Annotated in this window: 30 protein-coding genes; 5 read left to right on the top strand and 25 right to left on the bottom strand. The window is 51.0% G+C overall.

Annotated elements, in window-relative coordinates:
• Positions 1–98 precede the first annotated feature (98 nt).
• Together AM379_RS15440 and AM379_RS15435 are read left to right on the top strand one after the other, a co-directional pair.
• Complete coding sequence (locus AM379_RS15440; protein WP_106503885.1) at positions 99–1286, top strand: hypothetical protein; 1188 nt, start codon at positions 99–101, stop codon at positions 1284–1286.
• A gap of 1 nt (position 1287) precedes the next feature.
• Positions 1288–2388 (top strand): hypothetical protein, encoded by a 1101-nt coding sequence (locus AM379_RS15435; protein ID WP_106503884.1) that lies wholly within the window; start codon positions 1288–1290, stop codon positions 2386–2388.
• Between the two features lie 147 nt (positions 2389–2535).
• On the opposite strand, the gene AM379_RS15430 is transcribed toward AM379_RS15435, so the two are convergent.
• From AM379_RS15430 to AM379_RS15320, 24 genes are all read right to left on the bottom strand, one after another.
• On the bottom strand, positions 2536–2874 hold the full coding sequence (locus AM379_RS15430; RefSeq protein ID WP_106503883.1) for a hypothetical protein: 339 nt from the start codon (positions 2872–2874) through the stop codon (positions 2536–2538).
• A gap of 202 nt (positions 2875–3076) precedes the next feature.
• A complete protein-coding gene (locus AM379_RS24095; RefSeq protein ID WP_158701857.1) occupies positions 3077–3454 on the bottom strand; it encodes a hypothetical protein in 378 nt (125 codons plus the stop codon).
• A 38-nt stretch (positions 3455–3492) separates the two neighbouring features.
• The gene (locus AM379_RS15425) at positions 3493–5169 is read right to left on the bottom strand and encodes a hypothetical protein (RefSeq protein ID WP_106503882.1); all 1677 of its coding nucleotides are present in this window, start codon (positions 5167–5169) and stop codon (positions 3493–3495) included.
• Positions 5170–5171: 2 nt separating this feature from the next.
• Positions 5172–5720 (bottom strand): baseplate complex protein, encoded by a 549-nt coding sequence (locus AM379_RS15420; RefSeq protein ID WP_064672189.1) that lies wholly within the window; start codon positions 5718–5720, stop codon positions 5172–5174.
• Positions 5692–6417: a hypothetical protein gene (locus tag AM379_RS15415; RefSeq protein WP_106503881.1), complete on the bottom strand. Its 726-nt coding sequence runs from the start codon at positions 6415–6417 to the stop codon at positions 5692–5694. Before AM379_RS15415 ends, AM379_RS15420 begins: the two co-directional genes overlap by 29 nt.
• The gene (locus tag AM379_RS15410; protein ID WP_106504362.1) at positions 6407–7015 is read right to left on the bottom strand and encodes a tail fiber assembly protein; all 609 of its coding nucleotides are present in this window, start codon (positions 7013–7015) and stop codon (positions 6407–6409) included. The genes AM379_RS15415 and AM379_RS15410 overlap by 11 nt, the downstream gene beginning before the upstream one ends.
• Positions 7015–9201: a phage tail-collar fiber domain-containing protein gene (locus AM379_RS24365; protein WP_236900299.1), complete on the bottom strand. Its 2187-nt coding sequence runs from the start codon at positions 9199–9201 to the stop codon at positions 7015–7017. Before AM379_RS24365 ends, AM379_RS15410 begins: the two co-directional genes overlap by 1 nt.
• A 9-nt stretch (positions 9202–9210) precedes the next feature.
• The gene (locus tag AM379_RS15400) at positions 9211–9798 is read right to left on the bottom strand and encodes a hypothetical protein (RefSeq protein WP_106503880.1); all 588 of its coding nucleotides are present in this window, start codon (positions 9796–9798) and stop codon (positions 9211–9213) included.
• On the bottom strand, positions 9791–10975 hold the full coding sequence (locus tag AM379_RS15395; protein ID WP_106503879.1) for a baseplate J/gp47 family protein: 1185 nt from the start codon (positions 10973–10975) through the stop codon (positions 9791–9793). The genes AM379_RS15400 and AM379_RS15395 overlap by 8 nt, the downstream gene beginning before the upstream one ends.
• Positions 10972–11301, bottom strand: a complete 330-nt coding sequence (locus tag AM379_RS15390; protein ID WP_042863239.1) for a DUF2590 family protein — start codon at positions 11299–11301, stop codon at positions 10972–10974. Before AM379_RS15390 ends, AM379_RS15395 begins: the two co-directional genes overlap by 4 nt.
• Entirely contained in the window at positions 11298–13301 is a 2004-nt protein-coding gene (locus AM379_RS15385; RefSeq protein ID WP_106503878.1) for a phage tail tape measure protein, read from the bottom strand. Before AM379_RS15385 ends, AM379_RS15390 begins: the two co-directional genes overlap by 4 nt.
• Positions 13298–13441 (bottom strand): DUF6890 family protein, encoded by a 144-nt coding sequence (locus AM379_RS24635; RefSeq protein ID WP_410172121.1) that lies wholly within the window; start codon positions 13439–13441, stop codon positions 13298–13300. The genes AM379_RS15385 and AM379_RS24635 overlap by 4 nt, the downstream gene beginning before the upstream one ends.
• 47 nt (positions 13442–13488) lie before the next feature.
• Positions 13489–13749, bottom strand: a complete 261-nt coding sequence (locus AM379_RS15380) for a putative phage tail assembly chaperone (RefSeq protein ID WP_047653178.1) — start codon at positions 13747–13749, stop codon at positions 13489–13491.
• A gap of 119 nt (positions 13750–13868) precedes the next feature.
• The gene (locus AM379_RS15370) at positions 13869–14237 is read right to left on the bottom strand and encodes a hypothetical protein (protein WP_106503876.1); all 369 of its coding nucleotides are present in this window, start codon (positions 14235–14237) and stop codon (positions 13869–13871) included.
• On the bottom strand, positions 14237–14578 hold the full coding sequence (locus AM379_RS15365; protein WP_106503875.1) for a M15 family metallopeptidase: 342 nt from the start codon (positions 14576–14578) through the stop codon (positions 14237–14239). The genes AM379_RS15370 and AM379_RS15365 overlap by 1 nt, the downstream gene beginning before the upstream one ends.
• Positions 14575–14868: a phage holin family protein gene (locus tag AM379_RS15360; RefSeq protein ID WP_039268767.1), complete on the bottom strand. Its 294-nt coding sequence runs from the start codon at positions 14866–14868 to the stop codon at positions 14575–14577. The genes AM379_RS15365 and AM379_RS15360 overlap by 4 nt, the downstream gene beginning before the upstream one ends.
• Positions 14869–14877: 9 nt before the next feature.
• Positions 14878–15333 (bottom strand): phage protein, encoded by a 456-nt coding sequence (locus AM379_RS15355; RefSeq protein ID WP_064672180.1) that lies wholly within the window; start codon positions 15331–15333, stop codon positions 14878–14880.
• Positions 15330–16457, bottom strand: coding sequence for a DUF2586 domain-containing protein (locus tag AM379_RS15350; protein ID WP_106503874.1), 1128 nt, complete (start codon positions 16455–16457; stop codon positions 15330–15332). Before AM379_RS15350 ends, AM379_RS15355 begins: the two co-directional genes overlap by 4 nt.
• Positions 16454–17161 (bottom strand): hypothetical protein, encoded by a 708-nt coding sequence (locus AM379_RS15345; protein WP_106503873.1) that lies wholly within the window; start codon positions 17159–17161, stop codon positions 16454–16456. Before AM379_RS15345 ends, AM379_RS15350 begins: the two co-directional genes overlap by 4 nt.
• Positions 17158–17664 (bottom strand): phage tail protein, encoded by a 507-nt coding sequence (locus AM379_RS15340; RefSeq protein WP_106503872.1) that lies wholly within the window; start codon positions 17662–17664, stop codon positions 17158–17160. The genes AM379_RS15345 and AM379_RS15340 overlap by 4 nt, the downstream gene beginning before the upstream one ends.
• On the bottom strand, positions 17661–18113 hold the full coding sequence (locus AM379_RS15335) for a head completion/stabilization protein (RefSeq protein ID WP_074168442.1): 453 nt from the start codon (positions 18111–18113) through the stop codon (positions 17661–17663). Before AM379_RS15335 ends, AM379_RS15340 begins: the two co-directional genes overlap by 4 nt.
• A 98-nt stretch (positions 18114–18211) precedes the next feature.
• A complete protein-coding gene (gpM, locus tag AM379_RS15330) occupies positions 18212–18913 on the bottom strand; it encodes a phage terminase small subunit (protein ID WP_106503871.1) in 702 nt (233 codons plus the stop codon).
• Between the two features lie 3 nt (positions 18914–18916).
• On the bottom strand, positions 18917–19939 hold the full coding sequence (locus AM379_RS15325; protein ID WP_047362322.1) for a phage major capsid protein, P2 family: 1023 nt from the start codon (positions 19937–19939) through the stop codon (positions 18917–18919).
• Positions 19940–19998: 59 nt separating this feature from the next.
• Complete coding sequence (locus tag AM379_RS15320) at positions 19999–20793, bottom strand: GPO family capsid scaffolding protein (RefSeq protein ID WP_106503870.1); 795 nt, start codon at positions 20791–20793, stop codon at positions 19999–20001.
• 172 nt (positions 20794–20965) lie between these two features.
• Between AM379_RS15320 and AM379_RS15315 the strand changes: the two genes are divergently transcribed.
• The 3 genes from AM379_RS15315 to AM379_RS15305 are packed head-to-tail and all read left to right on the top strand — an operon-like array spanning position 20966 to position 24110.
• Positions 20966–22741, top strand: a complete 1776-nt coding sequence (locus tag AM379_RS15315) for a terminase large subunit domain-containing protein (protein WP_106503869.1) — start codon at positions 20966–20968, stop codon at positions 22739–22741.
• Positions 22738–23790: a phage portal protein gene (locus AM379_RS15310; RefSeq protein ID WP_063413664.1), complete on the top strand. Its 1053-nt coding sequence runs from the start codon at positions 22738–22740 to the stop codon at positions 23788–23790. Before AM379_RS15315 ends, AM379_RS15310 begins: the two co-directional genes overlap by 4 nt.
• Positions 23787–24110: an ogr/Delta-like zinc finger family protein gene (locus tag AM379_RS15305; protein WP_047653193.1), complete on the top strand. Its 324-nt coding sequence runs from the start codon at positions 23787–23789 to the stop codon at positions 24108–24110. The genes AM379_RS15310 and AM379_RS15305 overlap by 4 nt, the downstream gene beginning before the upstream one ends.
• On the opposite strand, the gene AM379_RS15300 is transcribed toward AM379_RS15305, so the two are convergent.
• Positions 24084–24296, bottom strand: a complete 213-nt coding sequence (locus tag AM379_RS15300) for a hypothetical protein (protein ID WP_047653194.1) — start codon at positions 24294–24296, stop codon at positions 24084–24086. The genes AM379_RS15305 and AM379_RS15300 overlap by 27 nt on opposite strands.
• Between the last annotated feature and the right edge of the window lie 67 nt (positions 24297–24363).

Genomic DNA, 24363 nt, shown 5'->3' with positions numbered 1-24363 from the left:
AAAGCACCAGTTACTGTTCTGTTTTTATCCAACCCTCGTAATCCCGTTAAGTTAACATAACTTTTTTTTAACAACTCAACTAATGGTAGAGAGTTTTTATGCAAGATAGCCCAGTTATCAAGCTACGTGACGCAAGAAGTTCTTGCTGGTCAATCATGGCTACAGTTTCAGCAAAAGATTATTTAGAGTTAGTCGAGGCATCCTATGCTAATGATGGTGGTTTAGATGGACAGCGACCAGCGATAAAATCAAAGACTGGTCTTAAAATAAGAAATAGATTAGTAAGAGATATTAAGGATGGCGCTGTTATCCCCCCCGTTGTTATTGGTGTTGTATGTACCAGAGATGATTATGATCTTTTGAGCGAGATCAATAATTCTAACGAACTGATAAGTGAGATAAAAAATAAAAACCTTGAAGTTAGTATTATTGACGGAATGCAAAGGACAACTGCACTCAAAGAAGCTAACGCGCAAGATAGTTTAGTTAGAGTTGAAATATGGATTTCAGAAAAAGTTGACACTCTGATTTATAGAATGCTTGTACTTAACACAGGACAGGTACCTTGGGATCTAAAAAGGCAATTAGATGTATTATATAAACAATTAATAACAAAAGTTAATGAAAGTGTGGGAAGCATTAGAATAATCACAGTTGGGGATAACTCCAGGAGAACTCAAGCTGGCACCTATAAGAGTTCAAGAGTAGTCGAACTATTTTTAGCTTTTACATCTCGTTCGATAGATGTTGATATTAAAGATAAAATGGCGGAAGAGTTTTCAAAAATTGATATTACCGATGCTGCTTCAGATGCTGATTACTTCCCTCTTTTCTTAGATGCCATTAGATTATTGGTTAATTTAGACGAGAAATTTGACAAAGTCACTAGGACAGATATTGACGCTGAGGAGGAACCTAGAATTAAATCAGGAAGAGACATATTCACTTCAGCGCCCGGTTCTATCGGTTTTATTGTAGCTGTAGCCGAATATACTCTTGGTTATTCAGGTTTTGATTATGATTTAAATGATGCAAAAAATAAGATGGAAGATTTGAAATCCAGAATGGATAAGCTTATTGCCTATATGGATAGTTTGAATAGCATTCAATTAAATGAATTTGTTGACATACAAACACTAAATGAAGTCCTTTCGACAAGAACTAGAACTAGCCGGATTGGGGAATTAGAACGAAGCTATTATCTTAAAGCTTTTACTACCTTGTTTAAGCACGTTGAAGCTGTTATCGAAAATAATAGTATGTACCCATGTTGGCGAGTGATTTAATATGGCTGAAATGACTGATCTTAGTCGCCTGACTAAGAACGCAATGAATTACATGACAAACCAGTTTACAAGATGGTTTAATTCTAACTCAGGTGTTAATGCAGTCAAAAGAGTTATAGTCGTCCCATGCGACCCTCAAGATGAAGCTACTTTTAGGCCGCTAGCCCATGAAGGTCGCGATTTTTTTAAAAATTGTCAGTGGGGAATTGCACTTCACAAAGACGATTATTATATTCTACAATTATTTTCAAATGATAAAGAATTCTTTATATATTGGAATAAAGGCTTTGAATATAAAGACTCAACCCATATGTATACTGGTGTTGTAGAGGATGATTGTCACTTTTTATCACATTTAGTTTTCTATACAGAGTTTAACATACAGCCGTCAGGTCAGTTAAATTTAATTTTGACTGGTGAATATGTTTTCGAAGAAGAGTTAACTCAATACCTTCCAAAACTATTAACTCTTAACCTTGAAAAAGAATATACGAACGAAAAACCCGAGTTAAAAATCATAAGAGTCCTACTACACGTAGAACTACTTGATAAAAAGCATGAAGCTATACACGATAAAATTTTAGAGCTAGCTTTATCTTTACCGGAAGAATATCATGACTGGCTTTACTTCGAATTAATAAGAGCCATTCGTGCAAAAAAACAAGATAGCATGTTTTTATGTCTTTATAAAATGCTAGAATTTTTCTTTCCATTGAAAAATGTTTTCAATTTTTCCGAACGCATCAAATTCGAAGGCTCCCCTATAGAACTTTTAGAGCATTGCAGGAATGAACTGAATTGGAATGTTAATCATAATTATGGTCTAAGAGCAGCCAAGGAATATGCAAGTCATAACTTTTGCTCGTATCTTGGAATTGATACATCAGGTCTAGACGTTCTTCCTGAAGATGAGAGAACGAAAAAAATTGACCAATTAAAATCAGATGGGCTCGAAAAGCTAGCAGTATTAAGACATTCTTTAACTCATCAGAATTTCAAAGACTCGGACATCAAGGAGGAAGAGATATCAAAATCGATTACTGCCATAATAATATTCTTGACAGAATCATTCAAGGAATACGCAAGTATTTTAGCTAAATAATAATAAGACAAGGATGTTTTACTTACCAAACATCCTTGTCTTTAAATAATATTCATCGACTACATTAATAATTTAATCTCTGTGAAATCAACCAATGGTTTGAACGAATATGTCATTATGGCATACGTATACACTATGGCTCTCATGTCAAAAGAAACTGTTGGCCTCAAGGTGACTGAATGGAAACTCTGACTGGTAATCGTCATGTTTTTTAAGCGGTGCGTTTTTTTTACTTCGTTTCATCCAGTGTTCATATGCTTCTTGCCATGCTTCCGCCTCATCGACAAACAGCATTTTCGCTATCGGTAGCCATTCCACCCCCTCAGCGCCAAACACCAAATAACGCACATCCCACCCGTCCCCGCGCGGCCATAAAACATATTTACTGTCCGGCAGTCCATTGGAAGGGAGCCAGTCAGAATCCTTAAGCTTTTCACCTCTGGCCATGAAGATAAAAACCGCGCCGTTGATAGAAACTTTCCGCATTGACCTGCCCTCTTCCAAACACCAAAACTGTACATATGACCAGTATTATAGTGCGTATCTTTTTCAGTTTGCCAGCGCCTTTGTGTTTGCTTCTGTGCCGCGCCAGCCCTGGTGTCAGCTTTTCCTGGCTGGGATTCACCACGAAAGCAAAACGATCCTCCCCCGTCACATAAAATTAAAATTATCCTTATTTATCTGCTTGTTACGATTTCTTTTCGATCCTTCGCAGATCCTTGAAAGTGAAAAATACTGAAATTCTTTTCAATCTTTTCAGTTCTGGTTTTCCGCAAAGCCGCCAATACTGGCGCGGTCTGGCGGTCTGGTTTGAAGAAAAATAAAACTGAAAAAACTTTATGATCCAAAAACCGCAGGCGGGTGCGGTGTAGTGCGATTTTTGTCTGCGAAAGATTTTTTTGGCCGCGCTGTGACGCGCCAGCGCCCCGCTGTGGGGACGATCTGTTTTAAGGGTGGCACTGAGTGTACGAAAAGGCTGAACGCGCCAGAGCGCCGCTGACAGCGCGTAGCGATAGCCGCTTAAGAGGTAAGAAAAGAGATATCCCCGCCAGGGAATGAAGGGCATAAAAAAACCCGCTTTCGCGGGTTATGTTCTGGACAGGTTTACTTGCCAATCACCGGGGAGTATTTGCCGTTCAGCGTGTCCGCTTTCGTTCCGGTGTTCCGGATGGCTCCCGCGTTGGTCGGTGCTCCCGTATTGCTGTGCGTGTGGCTTGCCGTTTGCTCTGCCAGCTCTTTAACCACGTCGAGCGTGTCGAGCATCAGCTGTGCCACGTTGATGGTGCCAGAGCCAATCCAGACCACCGGGGCAATAATCTGCTGTTGTACTGCCGCCACGCTTTTACGTATCTGGCCAATTTTCTCGATCAGGTCTTTACCCGTTGTGACTGTCTGGCTCCCGGCAATGTCCGTTTCATCATTGCCGCCGATACTCGCCACGCGGTTATTTACTGCCTGGCTGTAATCACCCGTGCATACCTGCTGAATGGCTCCGGCCATCAGTGTGGACGTGCCCAGCACCGTAACTTTATCCGTGGCCTTAATGGTAGTTTCCCGGCTCACCAGCTCCCGCTGTTCTGTATCGGCATTAACCATCCGCGCCATAGATGTTTCACTGATCGTCTGGTCTGTCTGCCTTACCCAGTCGCCCGCCTGGGTGACGCGCTGCGACACTTCCGCACGCTGCTGTTGCAGCTGCTCGCCTGGCTGGATATCCGGTAAGCTGGTTCCCTCCGGCACGGTCTGCCGCACAAAGGGCTTATCCGGCCTTCCGCCAGTAAAAGCAATTTCAACCAGCGTCCCTTCAGGGGGAAACTGGAACATCCCGGAATCGTTACCCGCCATAGGAACCGGCAGAGGCACAGCTGAGTAAACAGGCGTGTCTTTATCCGGGTTGCCGTCCGCGTCTAACAGCTGCACATCAACCGCATAACGAGGACGGAACGGATCGGAGAAATTGCCGCTTTTCACCGCTTCAACGGGATTCATGACGCGGGCGAATTTTGGTAAGTGCATCCCGGATGCCAGCTCCGGATAATGGCTTTCAATCTGGCGCTGCACGGGCGTTTTCTGGAGTGCCTGACCCGTGGCACGGTTGCGGGGCGTCCAGGTCACGGCCATCGTGTCATTTTGCAGGTGGACTTTTGTCACCCTCTCCCCGTTCAGATCCACGCCGGGGCGCAGACTCTGCACCAGGGGAAGCGTCATGGAGTTCCCGCCAGCCGCCCCCTGGTTAAATTCATGCGGGATCTCAATCGGGCGATCAGCAAACAGGGCTTTTTCCGCGCCACCTACATACACCCCGCCGTCCGGCAGCTGGTACCAGACGTAATCCGTAACGCCAAAAGCTTTACCCAAATTATCCAGCAACTGATAACCCGTACCGCTATGGGTGAAGTGTGGGATCGGACGGTCTGAATACTCCGCATCCGGTACACTGATTGTCAGCCCGCTATGCTCCGTCAACCAGCTGGCTACTTCGCGCAGCGTAGGATGCTGGAATGAGCATGGCCACAGACGTTCAAACACGCCGACCAGCTCACGAACAAACAACCGCTGGAAACCATTTTCAGCAGGTTGCGAGCGCTCCACATACCCGGTGAACCAGCGCAAAACCAGATCGGTATAACCCACATCGAGACGCACCAGTTTGCCCGTATAGTCCTGCGTTGTCCCGGCAGTAATAAACCCCCGGCCGCAGCTGTTCAGCTCCAGCACCAGGCTGGCATCAGCCAGGTGGATTTCATCCGTTGAAAGGTACAGGCGTTTAATCGGCTTCATTTTTATCCCAGTGCATCATTTACGGGCTTGAGCACCTTTCGTTCAAACCACGTCAGTTTTTCTTCATCCTCGCCAGCTGCCTGGCTTCCGTTCTGGCCGCTGCCACTTCCCGCCGTTTGTTTCACGGCTTTGGTTTTGCCGCTTGCCCTGGCCTCACGTTTTTCCTGCACGCTGATATGTTCGGTCAGCGTGAACGTAACCAGCCAGGACATGCGCCCATCCTGCGGCGGCGCGTCCAGGGTTCCGGTAAACGTCGCCTCACGAAAATTCACAGCCCGCGCGGCCTCATGCGCTACACGGTATTTCTGGCGCTGGCCGCTGGCATCCGTCGCGCTGCCCAGCTCAAAGATACGACGCAGGATCTCCGGATTTTTATACGGGATTTCCCCTGATACGCGCAGCTCTTTGCCTTTTATGCCCTGCTCTGATTTTGTCGTGGCACTTGTCTGGCCGGACTGGTCTTTATCCTGGAATTGCTGGGAAACCGTAACGCGCATGTTCTTCAGCAGAATGGCTTCGCCGTTAAGCGCCAGTGTCGGGTTCGATGTCATGGATCATTCCTTTTATGCCGTCGAGATTGTCGCCAACCAGCATCATGGCGGCGGTGTACACGGAGGACTGAAGCGGAATCCCTTTTACCAGCTCCAGAAGCGTTGACGGTAAATGGCCGCTGGCGGTAAATACCCATGCCCTGGCGCTTTTTCCCTGCAATTCTGTTAACCCGCTGGCAATGCCAGAAAGGAGGCTTTCACGCTGCTGTTTAAACTCCCCCATCAGCTTTTTTGCCCCTGTCAAATCCGCGATAGCTGCGGCTTCCTGCTGGGCTTTTTTCACCGCTGCGGCCGCCAGGGCTGTGCGGCTTGTAGGCACGGATAGCGGGATCGCCGCTGGCAAACTCTGAGTGTATTTTGCCGGGATTTGCATCTTCTCCGCTGCCAGCTGCGCAGCTGACTGCGCCAGCCTCCGCACCTGGGTAAATGCAGGGCTGGGGAATACATCTACAAGGTTGTTCAGGCTGGCCATAAAGCTGTCATGCGTCTGGCCAGAAACCATCATGATCACGATATCCGCCGCCCCACCCGTTCCGGCCAGTTTCTCAGCCAGGTAATTGATCGCATTTACCGGGCTGAGATAAGCACCGTTTTCCGTCTGTTGCCCCAGCCCGTAAATCCACGGGTGAGCAGGTATAACAGAACAATTCAGAGCCGCAACTGAATCGCTGAATGCAATCCGCGCCTCACGCCACATTTTCGGGAACCTCCGGCCAGACAGGGGCAGTAACATCAACCCGACTCAATAAAACACGATATTTTCTCCACTGGGTAAGACCGTCAGCCTCTTCTACAGTGGCCATATCAAGCTCAACCGCATCCTGAAGTGTGGCAATCACGTTATTAGCCTGGGTTAGTAACTCCTGTTTTTTGCTTTGCGCTTCAGCTGCATAATCGACTGGCGCGGCAATAATCTCCCCACCATCAAAAAGAAATGCGCCACCTAATGCTTTCTCGCCCGCAGCGGTAAATTCATCCGGTACATTCTCCGGCGCGACTTCAACGACAATCTGATTAATCGGGAAAATCGCGCTTGCATCATAAGAGAAATGGATAATTTCTTTCGTGTCAGGGTTAAATGATATCTTTAGCGTTTCCTGTGAAAGTGTCTTAAGCCAGAGATACCAGTCATTGCCGTTATCGTCTTTCAGGAAAACAATATTCACCTCTGGTGATTTAGCAACGTAATATAATTCGAGTTCCTCCGGCGATAGTTTAGCTACCTTCGCCGGGGTGTATTTCCCCCACTTATCTAATGGGTCATATTTTTTAAATACTCCAGATTGCTTCGTCATTAAGCCACCCATGCTGTGTACCAGTTTCCGCCGATGTTATATTGAAGAGAACGATATTGTACCGCCGTGTAATTCGTTTTTTGCTGCACAGCAGTAACTACCGTTCCGTTAGGGGCATATGCAAATTCATTATCATTATTTCCGTTTGTTGCGACACCTGCCGATGCGAGCCTAAGCCCACCTTGCAGGAAGTTAGCGATAGTCCATGATGCTGTTGCATAAGGGCTTAAATCCTGCTGTGGTGGTGGATTATTGGATGAATAAACCCGTACCGCACCGCCAGACTCAAATAAACCAGAGCCAGCAACAATATTTCCACCGCTACCAATCTGACGGGGGACGTTAAAGTCTCCATTAGAATTAAAGTTGAATACAACCCCCTGACCGCTATCGCCAATAATATTGATTACTGCGGAACCAAAATCCCCCTGTCCTGAACGCAATATTCCAAAGCTGACAGCAGAACCGTAACCCCAATAATCTGTTTGTGATAATCCTTTAATCATAGGCAGATAGACAGACGCATCCTTCGGTGTCGAATATCGCAAAGGAATAAGGAAAGGCGCTGCATTTGCATACTGACTAGCGAACATCCCGGCGCCATGCCACCCAGCAGAGCCGGAAGGGTTTGTCTGATAGTAGCTCGCATCAATTACCGGCCCCGGCAATTTTACAACCCCATCTGAACCAATATTTACTGTTGGACCTTCCCCCGCCCGCAGGTGCAACACTTTATCGTCAGAGGCGTAAACCAGCCCCATTTCTTTGCCGTTCTGGTCATGAAACCAGAGGTGTTTATTACCCGACCCGCGAATAGTAACAGCATTCTGGCTTAACTGAATCCCACCATTAACAGCATTTACAGCACCCGGAAGACTGACGGTCTGGTTATCATTATCAAATTGTACTGCACGGAAATAACGCCAGCCTGTGGTTGTACCGTCATCTTCACGAATGGCGAGGATCTGAGTATATTTTGTGTAACTGACAAATTGAATTAACGGCCTGTTTACCCTTCCACCCTGAGCCGGGCTGGTTGCACACACGACATCAATGTAGTAATAATCCTGAGTCAGAAAGGACGGGGTATTGGTACATCCTCGTACATCAATAAATAATGATTCTCCGACAACAAACGGATAAGTTGCAAAATCAATCGGATCGTGATTTGCGTGAGACATGAAATTCCCTTTATACCCTACAGGGATCAACGCTCCAGAAGCATTATCAGCAACTTCACGGGTTGCGGCCGCTTTAAGTTCAAGATTATCCCTCGCCTTTGCTTTATCGCTCAGGTCGCTAAGGTTTTTATCTTTACGAAGAAAATCTTTATTTGCCTGCTGGTCACCCAGGCTTCCCTTCGGACGCAGGTCTGTAATTACGCCGTTTTCGTCAATGTTAGCCACTGCATACACAAAATGCTGAACACCATTCTGCACATAATCCGCAAGAACATCGGTAACGGTGATTTTACTTTCCACCGCCCAGGCACTTGTCAGTGTCCCCGTCCAGGCGACATCCAGCCAGACCTTAACTGGCTTGTTTGTCACGACAATATTTTGGCTGGCTCCCAGTAGTGTACGCAGACCGCGAACATACCCCACCCCAGGTGTTACAAAATACTGTGAACCATTTTTACCGACCAGATAGCCGTCACCGAAGAATGCCGCCGCACCGTAAATGTCTATATTTTCCAGGCGCTGGCGTTCATCCATCACGGCCATACGGGCAGTAAAGTCAATCTGCCAGGTTTCCGCTGGCGTGCTGATTCCTGTTTCAGTCTGTGCGCCGTTAAACTCCATCAGAAACGAACGGGTAAGCACGTTCCCCTGCTGGCCATCTTTCGTTTTTAGCTTTTGCTGTAATGGCGCGTGCACAATCATGGCCAGCGTATTGCTTGCCTTATTAATAAGCCCAATCCAGTTAAATGAAAAGTCGCCCACGTCAGCACCCAGTACAACGGAGTGCACCACAGCATTTTCATTTACAACGCCCTTACGGCTTACCGCCTGGCGGTGAACAATTTGCGCATCTGGCGGCAGCGTTTCATTGCGATCAATCGGTTTACTGGCATCCAGCCCCGGCACGTTGGCAAAAACAAATTCATTCAGCAAAACGGATTCACCCGTTACCGCCTGGCTGGCTTTCCACTGCTCAAAAGCCAGTGTGATTGCAGTCTGTGACATAAACTCTCCCTATAAACTCGCGCTAAACGTAACGTCAATGGCCTCTGTGCTGTTTAGCCGTGCCGGATAAACCACGTATTCCCCCTGATCCCATCCCGCCCGGATAAACAGGCGTTCAGACGTAATCACTTCAAACTGATAGCGGCGGCAGGTTCGCCCGTACTGCCTGATTATCTGAATCATCAGTTGCGTGTTATCCGCTATCTGGCTGTCAGTCACACGCACCAGGATCACGTCCCAGTCAATGTCCGGCTGGCGTTCAACGAGCTCCACATAACCAATCCCCAGCCGCTCAAAAATGTTGATAAATCCCTCAATAGAACCCGCATCCCGCGCGTTAATAAAGGCGTAGGCCACACGCTTACGAAAGAGGCTTAACGGTTCTCCGCTAAAGCGGGTAATGTCCCTGTCATAAGCGATTAAATTCAGAACCGGCTCAATACAGGTCAGCGGATCAAACTGCCGCAGCGGCCATGTTATCCAGTCGTACACCTCCGCCCAGAACGTCCGCGCGGTCTTAAGCAATTTCAGCGGCTCGCCCTTGTTCATCCATGACGGCAGCGCCATGCTGGCCAGCTTCTTCAGAAAATCAGTCATCTTGCAAAACCACCGTTAAAGAATTGAGGCGCGGAACATCCAGATCGCTCGTAATATCCTTCAGTGAAAACTCAACCGAATCCGCATCAGTGAAAGTTTTATGAATCTCGCGCCCCAACTGGGAGAACGAAAAGCGGGAATACGGCCACGTCTTTTTCACGTCGTAATCCGTGTTTTCCCTGAAAGCGCAACGGATCAGGTTTTCAATCCCTTTTTTCAGCGTGTCCTGCTGTTCTGGTTCAAGATTGCTCAGGCTCCTGACGTAAATCGTTACGCTCAGATCGTGCCGGGTTTCCGGCATGGCAAAACACTGCATATCATCCCCGTGGCCGTGGTGGCCTTGCGTATTGATATAGTCATTCACTGCATCAATAAAGGGCTCGGACGTTACCCCGCTATCCAGCAATAAATACGCGTTCGCTGTACCAGGCCCACGCGGCGCATCGTGAAGAAAGAAGATGCGATCAATACTCAGCCCTGCAACACTGGCAATCATCGAACGGTAAACCGCGTCCGTGTGATAGTTCCCCACCAGGTTGAACTGATTGCGGCAACGCTCGCGCAGCTCGTCATCGCTTTCCTCATCCGCGCCCGGCACTGTCAGCCAGTCCTCTTCGCTGGCCACATGGCTGATGCCATCCACGGCCACGGGCAAAATGCGAAAATAACCCGGAGCAAGGTTGTAAGCGCCGCCTGTTCCCGCAGCTTTGACGGCAAGCAAAGCGCTGGCCGTACCGGACGGGATCACCACATCAGCTACGGTTGCCACGGCGTAAACTAAGCCGTTAATCCTTTCAGTCTGAATGACCGTCCCGGCCTTCACGGTGACGGACTGGTTTACATCCTCTTTGTAGAATCGGATCACCCCTTCCGCCGCGCTGGCGGGTTTAGCCGTAATGTTCACCGCCCAGGCCAACAGGCGCAGCATTTGCCCGCCCGCCGTCGCCACAAACATATTGACCATGACAACCGAAACCAGCGCATCCTTCAGCCACATCACTGGTGCGGTCACAATGGCAGTAATGAGCCGCCAGAACGGAGACATGCGCGACGTGTTAGTAATGAGCCCTTCCTGCGCGGCGATGGCATTGAAACGGGTGCGCACAGCCTCTTCAGTCACGGGCATCCCGCTGGACTTCACCACCTCTTCAAAATCTACCTGCGGTTTTTCCGTCATAGCTCCACCTGTGCCGATATTCCGCCAAAGTCGTACGTGCTCGCCGTTACCCATAAACGTTTCTGGCTTTCTTCACTCACTTCCACCGTACCCGGCACAATGCGTTCATCCTCTTCAATCAGCAGCTCCAGCTGCGTGAAGATATCCGCGCGTAAAGTCGGGCTACGCTCGCCAACCAGCTGCGTGGCCAGACCGCTTTCCAGAATGCTGTGAATAATGTCCTGCCCGATACTTTTTCGGTTATTACACAACTCAGGCTCTTTTCCGGTATTCAGCACGAAATTACCGTTTTCAATCAGCAGATCGATGTAAAGCAAATCACTCATGGGTTTAGCTCCTGCCACTCCTGCAATTGTCCCGGTGAAAGCGTCTCTTTCGGATAAATATTTACCGTTCCAATTTTCCGGCTGTTGTCCGTCACAGATTTAGTATTACTGCTTATGGTTTTACTGATTCCGCCTCGCTCAATCCCTTTAAGCTGGCCTCCCGTTAAAAGAGCATTAGGAGAAATTACAGAAGGCGGCTCAGGCAATAATGTATTTTGCGTTAACTGTTGCGCTTCAGTACCTAAAGAAATATTCACGCCGGGAATTTTATTTAATTTCCCAACAATCCATCCCCACGACTTCTGAAAGCTTCCTTTAATGGTTTTCCAGACATTATCAAACATCGTGATAATACCGCTGGCCATTCCGCTTAATGCCTCAGAAGGTGAAAAACCTTTGAGTAACGCAATGAAATTATTCCAGCCGTCACTGATATACTTCCAGGCGCTGGAAAATATACCTGCCAGCCACTCCACTACAGCAGCTACGACAGTAAAGGCTTCCGTATTCATTACCGCGGCTTTGATCGCATCCCAGTGCTTAATCAGGAGATAGCACCCAACAGCAAGCAAAGCTATAGCACCAATAATCAGGAGAATAGGCCAGCTCATAAAATTGATACCAACCCCGGCCAAAATCGCTGCCATTCGAACCGCCAGAAGTATTCCGCGCAGTGCACCCAGCGTAATATTCCAGATAAGTACGGCCTTTTGCGCCAGCCAGATTGTGGCGGTGTAAATCTTCGTTACCGATGTAAGTGCCTTCCAGAGCCCACGCAGTCCCCCCATTACAAACGAGGAAATGCCCATAACGATATTGGTCACAGCACCCACCGCAGCAAAGCCCAACAGTGCCATCGTGGCATAACCCACCACCCGCGCGATATTAGGAAACAGCTGCATCCAGCGTGCAAAGGTCTGCCCCATATTTGCCAGACGATTCAGCAGCGGATAAAGCACCGGGATCAGCGTCAGGCCAATAACGGTTTTAATGGCCGTCAGGATGGCAATAAAGCGATCCCACGGTTTCACCATTTTGGTGGCCATTTCCTGGGTACGTTTCAGCCCATCAGCGCCGCCCAACTCGGTGATATTTCGCTGAAGTAATGCCACGTTTCCATACAGCTGCTTAACCACCGCCGAACTGTCCCCAAAGGCTTCATCCAGCTCCGCCTGTGCCTTCAGGTTCCCTTCCAGGCTCTTGCCATATTTACCCTGTAGCTTCGCCAGCATTTCAGGCATGGAGAGCATTTTTCCGGTTGCATCAGTGAAAGACAGCCCCAGCTTTTTAGCGCCATCAATCGCGCCCGTCATAAAGCCTTCGTAAGCGCTGCTCGCTTCCGTCCCCAGCGTGCGGCTCAGTTGCCCCAGCACGGCCAGCTGTTCATCCAGCCCGACACCGTAGTTGGTTCCCACGCCGCGCGCGCCTTCCATCAGGTCTTTGATAGTGCCCATTTCCGCGCCGAACGTTTTGCGCATGTAAACCATCTTCCCGGCCAGCTGTTCAGCAAACTGCACTTTGCCCAGGCGTGTGGCATCAGAGGAAAAGTTACCGAACATCTGACCCATGAATTCCGACGTTTCCGCAGCGGTTGATTTCATGGCAAACGCCAGGACGTTGGCAACCTTTGTCACTTTCGGCAGCTCATTGCCCGTGAGCCCGGCGATGGCTGCGTTGATTTCCTCCGTGGATTTAACAAACTCCACCGCGCTGGCTCCGTATGTGGTACTGAACGTCAGCGCATCACGCTGAACTGCTTTAAGCGCGGTACTGTCAATTCCTTTTGCAGCCGCATCATTCAGCGCGTCATACATTTCAATGGCCGGGGACAACGCACCTTTAATGGCCATTCCCGTTCCGGCCAGCGCCAGCACGCCGCCGCCAATACGCGCAAACGCTGCTTTTGATTTATCCGCAAAGCCGGTCACATTGTTCTGCACCTGTTTTAAGGGGCGGGACAATTTATCGATCAGGCTTAATGTAAAATCTAACTGTTTCATTCAGCGCCTTTAAAAGCAGTGCTTATTCCGTTTGCCGTGGCAATACGCATATTTTCCCAGTAACGATTATCCAACCAGACAGCGGCAGCGATATCATCAATGGAATCATCCCCGTGGGGTAAATAGTGGCGGCGTAAAATTAAATACTGGTCGAGTCCGTTTTTCTCTATAGCCCGGACTCGCTTTGTCAGTTTTTTACTTCAATTTCCAGCTCAGGCGCATAAATATCATTTACCTTACCCGTTAGCTGCAACGCCGCACCGGGGCGTTTCAATACCTCAATGAGCGCATCCTTACTTTCTGGCTCCACAATGCGGGTCAGATAGTTATGCGCCGGGGCAACTTTGTTATCCATCGCCATTTCATTAATGAATTTGTTATAGGCGGTCTGATTAGGCGCGAAAACAATTTCTTTACCACATACAACCAGATTAATTTTCTGTTCCATTTAATAAGCTCTCTCGTTTATTTATTTCGTCAATCAGCGCGTTATGACGCGCCGCACACACAGAATATAAATCCTGATATTCAATAGCAGGGGCAGCAATATCCGCCCCGGTATTACCTTTAATGCGCGGAAGATTTTCCGTTGGGCATTTGCGCTTCAGGTTTTCCTGATAAGGTACGTTCGGTATTTTCGACGGTTGCGTTATACATCCGGATAAATTCATCAGACACGCAAACATTAGTGAATACCGGCTTAAGGATTTCCGTCCTGATTTCCTTCGGTCTGCCACTCTCCAGCGCCTCCAGTTTATCTTCCAGCCCCCTGGCGGATTCGCTGGCTATCTCCAGCATCGCCTTTTGGGACTTGTAACCCGCAACCTGCGCGGCGGAGTTGATCGCCAGCTCCAGACTGTCACGCCGCCAGTCAGAGGTCAGCCAGCCCCAGACAAACGCCAGCGCAACCACTACCAGCCACTGGCCGTTTGTCATCAGCGCACCCCGTTATGTTCCAGGCTGAAGTGATTGCCGTCCGGACGGGATTTGAATCGGCCGCCCCACGTACCACCCAGCGATTCCCAGTACTCGCCCAGAGGGAGATAATCGGCTGTGTCCGTTTTGTACTGGCCATTCACGAACAGATTAAAGTCCACGGCCAGTCGCTGGGTATGCAGACTCTTTGTGATACCGCTGCCTTTTTTAGCGTTCAGCGCGGCCTGTTCCGGCGTGCGGTACGCCTCGCCAAAGGTCAGACGATAACCGTGCTCTTCAGCCCAGTGGATCAGATTGGCCACCATCACGGTAAACAGCTGCTGTTTCTCGCTTAACGTCATTTCCCCACTCCTTTACCCAGAAAGTTAATCCCTTTTTTACGCAGCCAGGCTTCTACACCGTTAAGCCCCAGAATACCCAGCGCAGAACCAATTCCGGCAAGCGCCAGAGGGTGAATGTCCGGCACAAAGTACAGGGCAACCCCTGCGGCCAGCGATAAGGCGCTGCCGACAATGACGCGCCCCAGAACCAGGCGTAACGTGATCGGCTCGTCACTGTTAAGCATTTTGCCCAGGGCAATCAGCGCCCCCATCAGAGCCAGCGCGATAAACCCTTTTTCATACTCCTGCATCCCTGCCCCTTAACCGATCAGGTTTTCTGTGGCTGCCGCTTCCAGATATGGCACGCCGTTGATGTTTACGAACTTCGGACTGGTCACAAAATATTTGATTTTGTGCGTGGACACGCTGCCGCCCTTCGGATCGATATCCAGCAGGTTACTCAGCTGGAGCTTATTGCCGAACGTCTCCACCTTCACTTCCTCACTACCGGCTTTGGCATAGAAAAGGAAATCCACGGGCTCAATACCGCGCCACGAACCTGCTGATCGTGCTTTTGCCGTGAGCACACCCAGCACTTTCGAACTCACTTCAATTTCACCCTCAGCGGCCACGTCACCATCAACGTGGCCATCCGGCACACCACGGGTCTGCGCAGCGGCACTGTTATCCGTGATATCGAGAGAGATTTTTTCAATGTGGATCAGATCGCCGTCAACGTAAGCATCAAACGACATCCCCGAAATACGCTTGGTCATGCTGCGGCCTCCAGGCTGGCATCCAGTAACAGGCTAATGGTGATTTGCAGCGGCACTTCCCAGGTGCGTACCACAATGTAAATCTCCACCGCCTTTTTGTTTTTCCAGACAATGGTCACATCACCATCCTGCGGCGGTTTCACCTCGCCAGGGAACGACACGCCATTGATATTCGCTGCTGTGGACATTTCGCGCAGCGGTTTCGCAAACAGCGTCTGGTGCGCGGCAATGCTGCCCGGCGTGCTGTTAAGCGAACGGTCTGCAATTTTGCCGATGGCCAGCAGACGCACCCGGCGTGCGGCTTTATCGGCCACGCGCAGCGTTTCAATGGACTGATAATCCCCGCCCTCAACATCCAGCGTGCGGCCGTCAGACCAGTAAAAACCGTCATAGTCCGGATACCACATCGGCACGCTGAAGCGCTGCGCCTCCAGCGCCTGAAGCGTGGCCAGCTCAAGCACCTCCCCCGCCCCATCCAGCGGCAGTTCATCGCTGCCCAAGCTTACCAGCGCACCCGTTTTGACACGCGCCGGACTGTCCGCCACGGTGACGGCACAGCTACACAGGCGGCCAGCCAGTACGCCCGGTTCATTGCCCCAGAGACGGGGAACCAGCTGCACGGCCTTTTCCGCAATACCAGACTGAAGCGTTGACATTCTGGTGAGATAGTCCGCCTGTCCCTCTTTGTCCTGCATTCCCTGCGTGGCCAGAATGAACCATATCCAGCGGCCATACTTCGCAATCAGATCCGCACGCAACTTAATGGCCTGATTAATTTCCGCCTTCGTTGAAATGTCATTACTCAGCACCACGCCTTCAACCGAGCACGACACCTGCGCGGCCAGAACCGCATTAACCCATGCATCCGGCTCACTGTCAGCAGCCAGCACATGGACGAACCCCCACCAGTTCTGGCCAGCATTCGACACTGCCGCCAGCACGTCACTTTTTAACTGACTGTCAGCCTCACCCAGTAGCGCATCAAAATCGCTCTGGGTGTTCACAGCCAGGGTCTTGCCTGTATTCTCGGTTCCCGTACCGATAAACAGCACCGTGCGTTCCACCTCATTGGTTTCACCCAGTAGCTGGTTTACCTGGTTAACGGTCACATTTGGCCAGGTCATGTTCTCCCCCTGATATCCTGCGCATTTACATCCCAGCCAAAGCCAATGGCCTGAAGCTGGCGTGCCAGCGCCTTGTTAAAGTCTTCATCACCCATTCCCAGAAATACGCGGGAAGGGAGATCGATAGTCCAGCTCGTTTTTACAGCCTTGCCGCTTAACTTCCGGATAAGTAACCCCGCCTGTGCGTATGGCATTTCGCTGGTTATTTCCCGGATAGTGGGCTTTTTCCAGCGCTTCCCCCTGCGCACCCGGTAGCCCAGCGCACGGAGTTTTTTTCCCTGCGCAGCAGTGGCCATCTTGCCTGGCTGTGCCTTCCCTGGCTGGCTTGTACGACTCACCCGGACGCGCATGCCGTTTTGCTGCGAATAGCCCACAGTGCCAGCGGGTACAGGCGTTTCCCCGTTCCGGTAGCCGCCACCCTGCAGGTAGATCCGTACGGCCTGAATTTCAGGCATTTCCCGGATATGCAGCAGTTTCGGCATGTTGCGCAGCATCTTCCCTTTGCGCTTTGTTTTGCGTCCTGCCCAGGCTCCCCCGTCCGGCGTTTCCTGGTTCCGCACGTTGCGTTTAGCGGCGGCAATCACGCCGTATTTCGCCATTCGCCACAACAGCCGCTGCCGTTTTTTGGGCGGCAGCTCCATGCTGGCCAGCGCCTTTTTCAGCTCCGCCAGCTGGCGCTTGTTAAGCTCCCCTCCGGCAATCACGGCACATCGCCCACAGGCGCACCGGATTCATCCACGCCGTAAATCGTTGCTGTCAGCGCCGTCCAGATTTCCGGCTCAACCAGCGACCAGCGTTTACCCTGCCAGGGGATTTGCCCCTTTTCGTCCTCACGGATTACCAGCTCTTCCGCCATAGGAACCGTCAGAACGATATCGGCGGTTTCTTCATCGGCCACCGACACATCCCACTGCGGATCGGCCTCAGTTACCCCGATGTCGTCCAGTAAGTCCCGGTCTGCCTCATCGAGCCAGGCAGCCATCAGGGACATAAGCAACTGCGGCGGACACAGGCGATACGGGAAACGCTCCCAGCTCAGTACCGCGTCATACCGGATCACCGCCTGGCGGTACTGCCCCAGCCCTAAATCCTTTGCAGCCGGTATGAACTCCATTTCATCCACTACGCTGTTAAATGACTGCATCGCACGGGCTGGCACGTTGTCGGTAAAGAACGCCGTCAGGTTTTCAAGCTGTGTCTGATTCATACCTTTTTCACCGTTGCCCGTTTCAGTCCCTTTATGCGTCGAATCACCACAGAGGCTTCAGTCAGCAACCCGGCGCGGGTTTCCGTACTTTCCTGGCCAGGGTGAGAATCCCGCCGCCCAACCGTGGCGAACTCTCCCAACAAGTCCGCTTTTGCTCTGGCGAAAACCGCCTTTATGTACTGCGCACAAAGGGCATTTAACTCCCCCATCCGAGCCCCCGGCGCGTCCTCTGCGCTCAGAACCCCCCTTGCCTTCCAGCTGGCTTCCACTTTTTCCAGCTCCGCATTCACCTCCGCCACGGCCGCCAGCAGCGCCTGGGCAACAGTGTCCGCGTCAACATCAGCCGGGATCGCTCGCTGTGCCTGAAAGTCTTTCAGGTTCAGGTCTGGCCAGAATCCTTCGTTTTTTAGCGGCTCGTCCTGATAATCAAGCGGCTTTCCACTAAACATGGCTCCCCCGAAAAAATAGGCGGGCTGTCCGGTTTCCACGGCGCAGCTTCACATTGTGTTTCTGCCCTCCACCGCGCCCGCCTGGCTTGCGGTAGTCTTTAACCCTGCGTCAGTTTTCGGATGCGTGCGGCAATTGTCTGCCGCTGCGTTTTAACGCCGATTTTTGAGTAATACTGTTCAGCGGAGGCCAGCAGCTGATCGGCTTTCTGAAGTTTTTCCACATCATCCACACCCGCCGCTGTTTTCTGGCCATCCTCACTGCGCAGCAGCTGCAACCCGGCGAACTTGTACCATTTCGCTGTCACCTGCTCATGCAGCCGCCACCGGGTGGCCACGTTCTCAAACGTGCGTGAAAAATACGGCTCAATGCTTTCCCCGCGCCCCGCAGACTCCTCCGCCCAGGCCAGCATCGTATCGGCCACGAACGTCGGGAAGTTGCTGCGCAGCCGTTCCGGCGTGGCCTGTTGCTGGGCAATAGCGATATCAGCCCATTCCAGCGCCTTATCCAGATCGCCCACGTCAAACAGCCAGATCACGCACCACGCCAGAACCGGATTGGCATACACCTGGCCACTGGCCAGATACGCTTCCACAGTCGGAACCCATTTCGGCAGCAGCACACTGCGTTTATGCTCAATGCGATCAGCAATCAGCGGCAGGCTTCGCACCTGTTCCACGTCTGTTTCCAGTGCCTTAATCAGCAGGTGCATGCTTTCCGTGGTGCCAACGGCCAGGCTTTGTTTCAGCTTTTGTTCCATCGCAATGCGCTGGTTATGACGCTGCGCGGGTGAAAGAGACATTGATTAACCCTCCACTGGCTCAGACGGTTTGCCGATGGTCACGGCATCTTCATCAATCGCCGCGTACAGCTCCGGCACTTCTATCGCGTAGCCTTCATTACGCAGATAGCTGTTTTCGAACTGTTTGCGGTCATCTTCAAAGCGCGCTTTACGCTGGCGCGTGTTGCGCTGGGTGTAGATATGCAGGTTCGAAAGTGGCGTAACCACCATGCGTTTGCCCGGCATGAACGGCGGGATAATCGCCTGACGGCCAGCGATGGTGTTACCCAGCAGCTGTGCCGCGATTTTTTCCGTTGGGCGGTCAGCAGCCTGGAACAGGCGGTACTGTTCAGCGGCCACCAGGTCAGCACCTACCAGCACCACCAGGCGCGGGTCATTGCGGAACTGTGCCGGTATTTTGGCGTTAATCAGATCGGAGGCCATCGCATCAAGCGATTTATAATCACCCGCCTGATCGAGCACCACCGGATCGGTCATGATTTGCTTGCCGCCCAGCATGGTTTTCATGATTTCATGCCAGCCAATATTCACATCTTCGCCGTTCGGGTTGGCAATCGGGTCTGTGGTTTTGGCGCGGTGTGTACCGTTAAAGCCGATACGCAGCATATCCATTGCAAACGCCTGAGTGCTGAAGGTCTGCACCAGGTTGTAAAACTCGTTTTCTTCCTTCCCGGCGTTCGCCCAGACGGAAAGCAGATCCCAGCGCAGCGCCGCACAGCTGTCGGTTTCAACCAGTGAATAGGTATTACCATCAACACCCACCTGGCGGACGAAACGGCCTGTTTCACTGCGCCCGGTATGGAGAACAGACGCGCCCACATTGACGACCTGACCACTCAGCTGGTCAACGTCCAGCGTGGTGATCCAGTTCAGGAACTCCACGGACTCCAGCATGGCCAGACGCAGTGCTGTTTCCTGCGGGTCATTTAGCGAAAAATAACGGCCAGGGTTTTGCGTGCCAAAATGCTGCGCCAGCCCAGCCGTATAATTGTCCAGTAAATCCCGCGCACGGTTATTCAGTAACATAAGACTCCCTCGCAATTAAGCGATAATAAAAATGTTTTGCTTATTCGCGTTGCGGTTAATTACAGGTAGCTAAATTTACCGGTTTTGGCTGGCACCTGACGTTGTTTGCGCTGGCCGCCTTTATTGCCCAGATCGTTAAATCGGGTAACAATCTCTTTTGCATTGTCACGAATAGCGGCAAACTCTTCCGTGTCCACTACTTCGGTAATAGTGTCAACATCGTCCTGCACGGAATTAAGCTGGGTTTCAATTTTACCCACCCGCGCTTCCAGATCGTTCACAGCACTCGCCAGCGCCTGCAATTTATCATCAGCAGGTGGATCGTCCTGCGAATTTTCATCTTCAAATTTCGGCTTAATACCAAACAATTTTTGCCAGTTTTTCATCTTCCCTTCCTGCGTAATTTTACCGTTACGGGAAATCACACAACTGTAATATCCCTGTTTGTTTAATTTGCGCCGACTAAAGCGCAGCCGTGTAGTTCCCACACTTGCCGGGTTGTCAGTAACAGCCAGCCCCTTCAGATATGTACGATCCCCTCCGCGCCAGTTCAGCTCCGGCTCTACAGAGAAATAAAGCAGCTGGCCTTCGTCGTTTGCATAAATGAGGCGCTTATTCGGGCACAGACTGACATACAGCCGCGCCAGCCCGTCATCACCGTCCTGCCACATCGCTTCCAGCACCTCACCAAAGTTTCCGGCGTAGCGCTCATGTTCCGGCCAGAGTAATGCGGCGTAATGTTTAGGGTCATAGGTTTCCCCCATGTCGATAATCCATTGCCGTTCCAGCACCCGTCCATCAACCGTATCGCCTTCAGTAGCAACACACAGCCAGCCAGTTTTTAAATGCGACACATATTTCCCCCTCTGTCGATTAACTGTTTCCCTTGCTGTGGATTTGATTATTGCTAATTAAACACATCCCCGCATTACGCTTTATTCTGAACAGTTCGGTTATAAGCCATTACCGAACAGCCCCGAATTAACCGCGCCGTTTTTTCATCAGCACCACGGCATAATTAAATCTATGGCTAAATACTCAGACGAATTAAAAGGCGTTGTCCGCGCTCTTTACCTGCGCCGCTACACGCCGAAAGAAATTGCATCAGAATTAAATCTGCCGAATGCGCGGATCGTTTACTACTGGGCGGAAAAATATAAATGGGCTGACCTGCTCAGTTTCGAAAGCACAGAGGAGGCAATTGAACGCCGCTACCAGCTGTTAGCCGGGCGTGACAATAAAACGGATCTGGATTTAAAAGAAATGGATTTGCTTATTGCTCATGCTACAAAGCTGCGTGCCCAGAGCAATAAACATAAAGAAAAGCTGGCCAGCAGCCAGGGAGAACGGCAAGCAGCTGCGCGAGGGGATAACGAGGACGAACCCCGCAGCAAACGCAAGTACAAGAAAAACGATATCTCGTCACTGACTCAGGAAGATTTTGACATCTGGGCGGATGAGCATCTTTTCGAATATCAGAAACACCTGCGCCGCAACATCGGCCAGCTGGTCAGGAACATCCTGAAAAGTCGCCAGATCGGTGCAACCTGGTACTTTGCGTTTGAGGCGTTCGAAAACGCGGTAATGACGGGCGATCCACAAATCTTCCTGTCCGCGTCCAAAGCACAGGCGGAAGTGTTCCGGTCTTACATCGTCAACATTGCAGAGCAGTATTTTGGTATCACGCTGACCGGGAACCCAATCCGCTTAAGCAACGGCGCAGAGCTGCGCTTCCTGTCTACCAACAAAAACACAGCTCAGTCATACAGTGGCCATCTTTACTGTGACGAATATTTCTGGGTTCCCAACTTCGCAAAACTGAACGAGGTGGCCAGCGCGATGGCCACCCATGACAAATGGCGGACCACCTACTTTTCCACGCCATCGGCCAAAACACACCAGGCGTACCCGTTCTGGACGGGTGAAGAGTGGAAACAGGGCAGCAAGAAACGCGCGGCCATAAAATTTCCGCTGTTTGATGAAATGCGGAACGGCGGCCGGCTCTGCCCGGATGGCCAGTGGCGCTATGTCATCACTATGGAAGACGCCATTGCGGGCGGCTTCAACCTAGCCAACATTGAGAAGCTACGCAACCGCTACAACACTGCCACATTCGACATGCTTTATATGTGCGTGTTCGTAGACAGCAAGGATTCCGTTTTCAGCTTTTCCGATCTGGAAGCGTGCGGCGTGGAGGTTGACACCTGGCAGGATCATAACCCGGATGCAAAACGGCCATTTGGAGACAGGCCAGTCTGGGGCGGCTTTGACCCGGCACGCAGCGGCGATTTGTCGTGTTTCGTGATTGTCGCCCCGCCGATGTTCGCCGTTGAAAAATTCCGCGTGCTGAAGGTGATTTACTGGAAGGGCATGAACTTCCGCTACCAGGCAAAGCAGATCGAAAAGCTGTTCGAACAGTACAACTTCACTTATCTGGGCGTGGATGTAACCGGGATCGGCCAGGGTGTCTTTGACAACATCCAGCACTTTGCGATGAAGGTTGTTGTGCCGATTCGCTATGACATGAACACCAAAAACCAGCTGGTACTGAAAGCCGCGGACGTGGTGGAAAGCCAGCGTATCGAGTGGGATAAAAATCTGAAGGAAATCCCCGCCAGCTTTATGTCAGTAAGACGCACGACCACAAACAGCGGTAACGCCATGACCTTTGTTGCAGACCGCAGCCAGGACACTGGCCACGCAGAGGCATTCTGGGCAATCACCCACGCACTGCATAACGAACCACTCAACTATGAAAACAAACCAAAATCCCGCTGGGGTGTAAGGAAACAGGCAGCATGAGCAAAAAGAAACGCTTTGTGAAACGCGAGCAGCGCGGCGACAAATCAAAAAAAATGAGCATTATCAGCTTCGGCAAGCCGGAACCGGTACTGACAACCGGAACCGATTACCGGGAAATCTGGTACGACAACGCCGCCGATCACTACACCCAGCCGATTGACCGCCTGGCGCTGGCGCAGCTTATCAACCTGAACGGCCAACACGGCGGAATTATCCACGCCCGTAAAAACATGGTCACGGCTGACTATCAGGGCGGCGGCCTGACGTTCGACGAGCTCGAAGCCGCTGTGTTTGATTACCTCACCTTCGGGGATATCGCCGTGGCCAAAGTCCGTAATGGCTGGGGCGATGTGATCGGGCTTCAGCCGCTGCCGGGGCTTTACCTGCGCCGCCGTAAGGAGAAAGAAAACGCGGAGACTGTACCAGGGGATTACGTGGTTTTACAGGAAGGTGAGCCGCTGGCGTTTCCTCCTGACGATATCATTTTCATCAAGATGTATGACCCGCAGCAGCACATCTATGGTCTGCCGGACTACATCGGCGGCGTTCATTCTGCCCTGCTGAACAGTGAGGCGGTTATTTTCCGCCGTCGCTACTACCACAACGGCGCTCACACTGGCGGTATTCTGTATACCCGAGACCCCAGCATGACGGACGAAATGGAGGAAGAGATTGAACAGCAGCTGCGGGACAGCAAGGGGATCGGCAACTTCTCCACCATCCTGGTGAACATCCCTGGCGGCGACGGGGACGCGATCAAGTTTATTGAGATGGGGGATATTTCGGCCAAAGATGAGTTTGCGAGCGTGAAGAACATCAGCGCCCAGGACATTCTGAACGCGCACCGCTTCCCGGCCGGGCTGGCGGGTATCGTTCCGCAGAACACTGCCGGACTGGGCGACCCGGAAAAGGTTGAACGCACCTACAAAAAGAATGAAGTCTTGCCCATTCAGCGCCGCCTGGCGATGGCCATCAACAGCGATCCGGAAATCCCGCGCCACCTGCATCTGAATTTTGCAATGGAAACAACCGAGAAGGGTGCAGCATGAGACAAAAAAGGCTAAAATCCAGGCATTATTTAACAGCTGGAGAGCGGAATATGAGAGTCCTGAAGATTGAATGCCCTGAATGTGGCTCAAAGGCTGTGATTCGCAAGACCAACCGGAAACACCGCCAGATTGCAGATATTTACTGCGCCTGTGCTGATGTGGAGTGTGGGCACACCTTTGTTATGAATTTGACGTTTTCCCACACCCTCAGCCCCAGCGCTAAAACGGGTGACGCGCTTGTGCAAACATTGCTCAAAAACCTGTCACCCGACCAAAAACAAATGGCACTGGATTTATTGAAGGCAGCCCCCGCTGCGTGAATCGCCCCCATTATGGGGGTGTTTTTTTTCATACCGATCCAGCTTCCTTCCCAGTTCCTGCGTCATTTCTCCCAGCCAGGCCAGAGCTACATCCTTTTCATCTTCAGAACAGTCTGCGGTTGCCATAAGTTTTGCGACCAATGCGATCCGTTGAAAGGCAACGGTTTCTAAAAATAAATCCTGCACAGTATCCTCCCACGCAAACAACTGTATATAAATACAGTATACCTAAACACACAATTTGTGAAACGAA

Source organism: Enterobacter cloacae complex sp. FDA-CDC-AR_0132, assembly GCF_003010695.1.
GTDB classification, from domain to species: domain Bacteria; phylum Pseudomonadota; class Gammaproteobacteria; order Enterobacterales; family Enterobacteriaceae; genus Enterobacter; species Enterobacter ludwigii.
This window is presented reverse-complemented; position numbering and strand designations above follow the sequence as displayed.

Bases quoted from the DNA above. Each gene is read 5' to 3' on its own strand.
- AM379_RS15440 (WP_106503885.1), top strand. From the start codon at position 99: ATGCAAGATAGCCCAGTTATCAAGCTACGTGACGCAAGAAGTTCTTGC.
- AM379_RS15435 (WP_106503884.1), top strand. From the start codon at position 1,288: ATGGCTGAAATGACTGATCTTAGTCGCCTGACTAAGAACGCAATGAAT.
- AM379_RS15430 (WP_106503883.1), bottom strand. From the start codon at position 2,874: ATGCGGAAAGTTTCTATCAACGGCGCGGTTTTTATCTTCATGGCCAGA.
- AM379_RS24095 (WP_158701857.1), bottom strand. From the start codon at position 3,454: ATGCCCTTCATTCCCTGGCGGGGATATCTCTTTTCTTACCTCTTAAGC.
- AM379_RS15425 (WP_106503882.1), bottom strand. From the start codon at position 5,169: ATGAAGCCGATTAAACGCCTGTACCTTTCAACGGATGAAATCCACCTG.
- AM379_RS15420 (WP_064672189.1), bottom strand. From the start codon at position 5,720: ATGACATCGAACCCGACACTGGCGCTTAACGGCGAAGCCATTCTGCTG.
- AM379_RS15415 (WP_106503881.1), bottom strand. From the start codon at position 6,417: ATGTGGCGTGAGGCGCGGATTGCATTCAGCGATTCAGTTGCGGCTCTG.
- AM379_RS15410 (WP_106504362.1), bottom strand. From the start codon at position 7,015: ATGACGAAGCAATCTGGAGTATTTAAAAAATATGACCCATTAGATAAG.
- AM379_RS24365 (WP_236900299.1), bottom strand. From the start codon at position 9,201: ATGTCACAGACTGCAATCACACTGGCTTTTGAGCAGTGGAAAGCCAGC.
- AM379_RS15400 (WP_106503880.1), bottom strand. From the start codon at position 9,798: ATGACTGATTTTCTGAAGAAGCTGGCCAGCATGGCGCTGCCGTCATGG.
- AM379_RS15395 (WP_106503879.1), bottom strand. From the start codon at position 10,975: ATGACGGAAAAACCGCAGGTAGATTTTGAAGAGGTGGTGAAGTCCAGC.
- AM379_RS15390 (WP_042863239.1), bottom strand. From the start codon at position 11,301: ATGAGTGATTTGCTTTACATCGATCTGCTGATTGAAAACGGTAATTTC.
- AM379_RS15385 (WP_106503878.1), bottom strand. From the start codon at position 13,301: ATGAAACAGTTAGATTTTACATTAAGCCTGATCGATAAATTGTCCCGC.
- AM379_RS15380 (WP_047653178.1), bottom strand. From the start codon at position 13,749: ATGGAACAGAAAATTAATCTGGTTGTATGTGGTAAAGAAATTGTTTTC.
- AM379_RS15370 (WP_106503876.1), bottom strand. From the start codon at position 14,237: ATGACAAACGGCCAGTGGCTGGTAGTGGTTGCGCTGGCGTTTGTCTGG.
- AM379_RS15365 (WP_106503875.1), bottom strand. From the start codon at position 14,578: ATGACGTTAAGCGAGAAACAGCAGCTGTTTACCGTGATGGTGGCCAAT.
- AM379_RS15360 (WP_039268767.1), bottom strand. From the start codon at position 14,868: ATGCAGGAGTATGAAAAAGGGTTTATCGCGCTGGCTCTGATGGGGGCG.
- AM379_RS15355 (WP_064672180.1), bottom strand. From the start codon at position 15,333: ATGACCAAGCGTATTTCGGGGATGTCGTTTGATGCTTACGTTGACGGC.
- AM379_RS15350 (WP_106503874.1), bottom strand. From the start codon at position 16,457: ATGACCTGGCCAAATGTGACCGTTAACCAGGTAAACCAGCTACTGGGT.
- AM379_RS15340 (WP_106503872.1), bottom strand. From the start codon at position 17,664: ATGAATCAGACACAGCTTGAAAACCTGACGGCGTTCTTTACCGACAAC.
- AM379_RS15335 (WP_074168442.1), bottom strand. From the start codon at position 18,113: ATGTTTAGTGGAAAGCCGCTTGATTATCAGGACGAGCCGCTAAAAAAC.
- gpM (WP_106503871.1), bottom strand. From the start codon at position 18,913: ATGTCTCTTTCACCCGCGCAGCGTCATAACCAGCGCATTGCGATGGAA.
- AM379_RS15325 (WP_047362322.1), bottom strand. From the start codon at position 19,939: ATGTTACTGAATAACCGTGCGCGGGATTTACTGGACAATTATACGGCT.
- AM379_RS15315 (WP_106503869.1), top strand. From the start codon at position 20,966: ATGGCTAAATACTCAGACGAATTAAAAGGCGTTGTCCGCGCTCTTTAC.
- AM379_RS15310 (WP_063413664.1), top strand. From the start codon at position 22,738: ATGAGCAAAAAGAAACGCTTTGTGAAACGCGAGCAGCGCGGCGACAAA.
- AM379_RS15305 (WP_047653193.1), top strand. From the start codon at position 23,787: ATGAGACAAAAAAGGCTAAAATCCAGGCATTATTTAACAGCTGGAGAG.